The organism is Gryllotalpicola sp. CP2-P1, from assembly GCF_057512245.1.
Map to the genome: position 1 here is coordinate 1 of NZ_JBLRDT010000165.1, position 5413 is coordinate 5413.

Consider the following 5413-nt stretch of genomic DNA (forward strand, 5'->3'; position numbering starts at 1 on the left):
GCCAACGGCTGGGGCTGGCGTTCGCGCTGCTCGGCGACCCCGAGGTGCTCGTGCTCGACGAGCCCATCAACGGGCTCGACCCCGAGGGCATCCGATGGATTCGTCACTTCCTGCGCGGGCTCGCCGCGCAGGGCCGCACGGTGCTGATCAGCTCGCACCTGCTCAGCGAGGTGCAGCAGAGCGTCGACGACGTGATCATCATCGCGAAGGGGCGGCTCAGATACGCCGGGACGCTCGCGGGCCTCGGCGCTCAGAGCCCGGGCGGCACCGCCCCGAGCACCGTCGTCGACGCTCCCCGCCGCGACGATCTGGCCCAGGCGCTGAGCGCCGCGCAGCTCGGCTTCGAGCGCAGCCACAGCGGCTTCGTCGTGCGGGGCGCGAGCAGCGACGCGGTCGGCCGGGTGGCCTTCGCGGCCGGGGTCGAGCTCTCGCAGCTGCGCACCGACACGGGGTCACTCGAGGACACCTTCCTGCGTCTCGTCGGGGAGGACGGGCTGTGATCGGGTTCTTCGCCGGCGTCAGGTCCGAGTTCACGAAGATCTTCACGACGCGGCTGTGGTGGAGCCTCGCGCTCGTCCTCGTGCTGTATCTGATGGCGCTCACCGGTGGCCTCGGGCTGCTCTTCGCCGGCCTGCAGACCGGGGCGATCCACGCTCGCCACGGCCTCGTGCCGAGCTTCGGCGACCTCGCGCCGCCGCTGTACAGCTTCGCCACCTCGATCGGCTACGTCTTCCCCGTGCTGTTCGGCGCCCTGATCACGGCGGGCGAGTGGGGGTATCAGACGATCACCCCGACGTTCCTCGCGAACCCGCACCGCTACACGGTGCTGTGGGCGAAGATCGTGACCGCGGTCGTCTTCGGCGCGGCCTACGGGGCGCTCGCGCTCGCGGCATCCGTCTCGAGCGGCGCGGCCGCCCTCACGCACTACGGACTGAACGCCGAGCTCGGCGACCACGCGACCTGGCATCTCTTCGGGCGCGCTGTGATCGCCATGGCGCTGTGGGGCTTCGTCGGCGTCGGACTCGGGGTGCTCGTGCCGAACCAGGCGGCCGTGATCGTGATCATCCTCGCGTTCACGCAGTTCGTCGAGCCGCTGCTGCGCCTCGGTGCGGCGTTCTCGGTCGAGACAGCGGGCGCCGCGAAGTTCTTGCCGGGCGCCTCGAGCGACGCGCTCGTCGGGGCGAGTTTCCTCGACTTGCAGAACACCGCGGAGGGCGCCATGGTCGTCGACCAGCTCAGCTGGCAGCACGGCGGCGTGATGCTCGTGATCTACGGCGCGGCCGTGACCGTGATCGGGTGCCTCACCACCTGGCGCCGCGACGTGTCGTAACGCCCCGCCCGGCCGCCGGGCGGGCACAGTTGACGCATGGTCGTCACCGTCATCGCCTGCATCGTCGTCGCGCTCGCCGCGCTGCTGCACCTCTACATCTTCTGGATGGAGAGCTTCGGCTGGAGGCGACCCGCGGTCTGGCGGCGCTTCAACGTGGCCGACCAGGCCCAGGCGGATTCCAATCGGGAACTCGCCTACAACCAGGGCTTCTACAACCTGTTCCTCGCGATCGGCGCCGCGATCGGGGTCGTCCTGCTGGCCAGCGGGGCGCCGTCGTCCGGCCTGCGCTCGGCCGGCCTGGCGCTCGTCTTCCTCAGCACGGGCAGCATGCTCGCGGCATCCCTCGTGCTGCTCACGCTGGGCAGGCGCTTCGCCGCCGCTGCGCTCACGCAGGGTCTCGCGCCGCTCATCGGGCTCGTGCTGACGGCGATCGTCGCGGCGACCGCCTGAGTCTCAGCTCTCTTCCGTCGCCGGCGCGTGCCGCAGCGCCTCGATGAGCTTCGTCGCGTGCGTCGTCGAGACGATCACGCGGTCGTAGCCGTCGGCGATCTCGGCCTCTTCCGCGTCGTCCTGGGCGATGTCGATGACGACGGCGGGCCGCGACTTCCCCTTGACGATCAGGAAGTCCTTGCCGCCGTGGAACTTCCACGTGCCGATCGCGAGCGTGAGCGGAATCGCGGCCCCGGGCACGCGCACGCCGCGGATCCAGATCCACGGGTCCTGCGTGATCGCCACCGAGCGGATCGCGTCGCGGGGAATCACGAGGTCGTCCTTGCGCAGCGCAAGCAGTTTCTCGGCAGTGCTCAGATGCACTTCAAGGCGGTCGCGGTGCACATGCAGATCGGCCATGAACCTAGTCTGCCGTGTCCGCCAGGTCGCGTCGCGGATGTGGGTCGTCACTTTTGCGGCCCATTCGGGCCGATGAGCCACGTTTATGACGACCGACCGTAGCGCCCGCCGCCCGGTCGTCGATGTCGCGGGCTATTCGCGCGATTGAGCCACGTTTGTGACGACCGGGGGCCGAGGGTCAGGCCGGGGATGCCTGTGCCGCGGCGCGGGCCGCGGCGGGCAGCGCCGCGACGATGCGCTCAAGCGCGCGCTCGTCGTGGGCCGCCGTCACGAACCAAGCCTCGAAGACGCTCGGGGGCAGTACGACGCCCTGCTCGAGCATGCTGTGGAAGAACGGCCCGAAGCGGAACGCCTGCTGCGCCTGCACCCCGGCGTAGTCCACCGCGGGCGAGGCGGCGAACAGCACCGAGAACAGGTTGCCTGCGCGCTGGATCGTGTGCTCGACGCCTTCGGCGGCGAGCGCCGCCGACACCTCCTGCTGCAGCGTGGCGCTGACGCGGTCGAGCGTCGCGTACACCGCATCGTCGGCGAGTCGCAGGGTGGCGAGCCCGGCCGCGACCGAGAGCGGATTCCCCGACAGCGTGCCCGCCTGGTAGACGGGGCCGACGGGCGCGAGGTACTCCATGACCTCGCGGCGGCCGCCGAGCGCGGCGAGCGGCATGCCGCCCCCGATGACCTTGCCGAAGGTGACGAGGTCGGGGGTGTAGCCGCCCTCCCCCGCACCGTCGATGCCCCAGTACCCCTGCGCAGAGACGCGGAACCCCGTGAGCACCTCGTCGAGGATGACGAGCGCCCCGAACTCGTGGGCGAGCTCGGTCAGCGCGGCGTTGAACCCGGGCCGCGGCGCGACCACGCCCATGTTCGCGGCGGCGGCCTCGACGATCACGGCGGCGATGTCGCCGGGGTGCGCCTCGAAGGCGGCCCGCACGGCGGCCAGGTCGTTGTAGGGCAGCACGAGCGTCTGCGCGGCGATCGGCTCGGGCACCCCGGCAGACGCCGGCAGCGCGAGCGTCGCGACGCCCGAGCCGGCCTCGGCCAAGAGCCCGTCAGAGTGCCCGTGGTAATGCCCGGCGAACTTGACGAGCAGCGGACGCCCCGTGAATCCGCGGGCGAGGCGGATCGCGGTCATCGTCGCCTCGGTGCCGGTCGACACGAGGCGCACTTCGTCGACCAGGCCGCCTGCCGCCGTGCCGCCCCCGAGCCGTGCGACGACGAGCTCGGCGAGCTCGGTCTCGGCGGGGGTCGTCGCGCCGAACGAGAGACCGCGGCCTGCGGCATCCGCCACCGCCCGCACGACCTCGGGGTGCGCGTGGCCCAGGATCGCGGGCCCCCACGACGCGACCAGGTCGACGAACTCGCGGCCCTCGACGTCGGTGACGTATGCGCCGCGCGCCGACGTCAGGAAGCGGGGCGCGCCGCCCACCGAGCGGTAGGCGCGCACGGGTGAGTTGACGCCGCCGGGGATGACGCGCCGGGCGCGCTCGAACTCGGTCTCGTTAGTGGTCAACGGATGCCTTGCCTTCGGTCTCGTGCAGGGGGTGCAGGGATTCAGCGGTGCAGGGGTTAGCGCTGCAGGGGCTCAGCGGTCGAGCAGCCGCGTCGCGACCTCGACCGCCCAGTAGGTGAGCACGGCGTCGGCGCCCGCACGGCGGATGCCCGTGAGCGTCTCGATGATGGCGCGGTCGCGGTCGATCCAGCCGTTCGCGGCGGCCGACTCGACCATCGCGTACTCGCCGGAGACCTGGTAGGCCCACACCGGAACGTCGGAGACGGCGGCCACGTCGGCGAGCACGTCGAGGTAGGCCATCGCGGGCTTCACCATGACGATGTCTGCGCCCTCGGCGAGGTCGAGCGTCGCCTCGCGCAGGCCTTCGCGGCGGTTCGCCGGGTCCTGCTGGTACGTGCGGCGGTCGCCCGTCAACTGACTGTCGACCGCCTCGCGGAAGGGGCCGTAGAACGCGCTCGCGTACTTCGCGGAGTAGGCGAGGATGCCGGTGTCACGGAATCCGTTCTCGTCGAGCGCCTCGCGGATCACGGCGACCTGGCCGTCCATCATGCCGCTCGGGGCGACGAGATGCGCGCCGGCGGATGCCTGCGCCAGCGCCATCTCGGCGTAGCGCACGAGCGTCTTGTCGTTGTCGACGTTCCCGGCCTCGTCGAGCACGCCGCAGTGCCCGTGGTCGGTGAACTCGTCGAGGCAGAGGTCGGTCTGGATGACGAGTGCGTCGCCGACCTCTTCACGAGCGATGCGGGTCGCGACGTTGAGGATGCCGTCGGGGTCGGTCGCCCCTGAGCCGACGGCGTCGTGCACCTCGGGCACGCCGAAGAGGTTGACACCGCCGATGCCCGCCTCGGCCGCCTCGTGCAACGCCGCCTTGAACGAGTCGAGCGAGTGCTGCACGACGCCCGGCATGCTGGCGATCGGCTGCGCCTCGCTCGCCCCCTCGCGGATGAACATCGGCAGGATCAGCTCGGCGGGGTGCAGCCGGGTCTCGGCGACCAGCCGGCGCATGGCCGGGGTGGAGCGCAGTCGGCGCGGACGGACATGGGGATGCAGCACGTCACTCACCGTTCGAGCCTATGCGCACCACCTGCACGCTGGTTGAGGAGCACGAGAGGCGCGTGCCTCGAGACCGCGCCGCCTTACGGCCGCTGCGAGCGGGATGCCTGCACCACCGCATCGATGAGCGAGTCGGCCGACCGCTCGGCCGCGATGAGGTGCACGTTCAGGCCGTAGTCGCGCGCGTCGTGCGCGGTCTGCGGGCCGATCGCGGCGATCAGCGTGCCGTCGGGAATCGGCCCGAGCTGCGCCGCGACCTGCTCGGCCACCGAGCCCGAGGTCACGAGGATCGCGTTGATGTTTCCGGCGCGAACGTCCGCGACGATCTTCTCGTCCACCGGCACCCCGACGGTGCGATACGCCACCACCGCGTCCACATGGTGCCCCAGGTGGGCGAGCCCCTCGGTCAGCGTCGGCTTGGCGATCTCGGAGCGCAGCGTCAGAACGCGCAGCCCCGAGGCGCCGCCCGTGGCCTCGGGCCACTCGGCCAGCAGCCCCTTCGCCGAGTTGTTCGCAACCGGCACCAGGTCGACGCGATAGCCCGCGGCGACGAGCGCCGCCGCGGTCGTCTCACCCACGGCCGCCACCTTGGTCGTCGCGGGGATCACGGCGCGATAGCTCTGCAGCACATCGACCGTGGTGGCGCTCGTGGCGGTCAGCCAGTCGTACTCGCC

The 5413-nt window shown here is 71.5% G+C and carries 7 protein-coding genes; 3 read left to right on the plus strand and 4 right to left on the minus strand.

What is annotated here, in order from left to right:
- The 3 genes from ACM2XV_RS11695 to ACM2XV_RS11705 form a co-directional block, all read left to right on the plus strand.
- On the plus strand, positions 1–500 hold a 500-nt coding region (locus ACM2XV_RS11695; RefSeq protein ID WP_487027043.1), incomplete at its 5' end, for an AAA family ATPase.
- On the plus strand, positions 497–1330 hold the full coding sequence (locus tag ACM2XV_RS11700; RefSeq protein WP_487027044.1) for an ABC transporter permease: 834 nt from the start codon (positions 497–499) through the stop codon (positions 1328–1330). The genes ACM2XV_RS11695 and ACM2XV_RS11700, both read left to right, overlap by 4 nt.
- 36 nt (positions 1331–1366) lie before the next feature.
- A complete protein-coding gene (locus ACM2XV_RS11705) occupies positions 1367–1780 on the plus strand; it encodes a DUF1304 domain-containing protein (RefSeq protein ID WP_487027045.1) in 414 nt (137 codons plus the stop codon).
- A gap of 3 nt (positions 1781–1783) precedes the next feature.
- On the opposite strand, the gene ACM2XV_RS11710 is transcribed toward ACM2XV_RS11705, so the two are convergent.
- The 4 genes from ACM2XV_RS11710 to ACM2XV_RS11725 form a co-directional block, all read right to left on the minus strand.
- Positions 1784–2179 (minus strand): hypothetical protein, encoded by a 396-nt coding sequence (locus tag ACM2XV_RS11710; protein ID WP_344775674.1) that lies wholly within the window; start codon positions 2177–2179, stop codon positions 1784–1786.
- Positions 2180–2357: 178 nt separating this feature from the next.
- Entirely contained in the window at positions 2358–3686 is a 1329-nt protein-coding gene (gene hemL / locus ACM2XV_RS11715) for a glutamate-1-semialdehyde 2,1-aminomutase (protein ID WP_487027046.1), read from the minus strand.
- 72 nt (positions 3687–3758) lie between these two features.
- A complete protein-coding gene (gene hemB, locus ACM2XV_RS11720; protein WP_425553407.1) occupies positions 3759–4748 on the minus strand; it encodes a porphobilinogen synthase in 990 nt (329 codons plus the stop codon).
- A 74-nt stretch (positions 4749–4822) separates the two neighbouring features.
- On the minus strand, positions 4823–5413 hold a 591-nt coding region (locus ACM2XV_RS11725), incomplete at its 5' end, for a uroporphyrinogen-III synthase (RefSeq protein WP_487027047.1).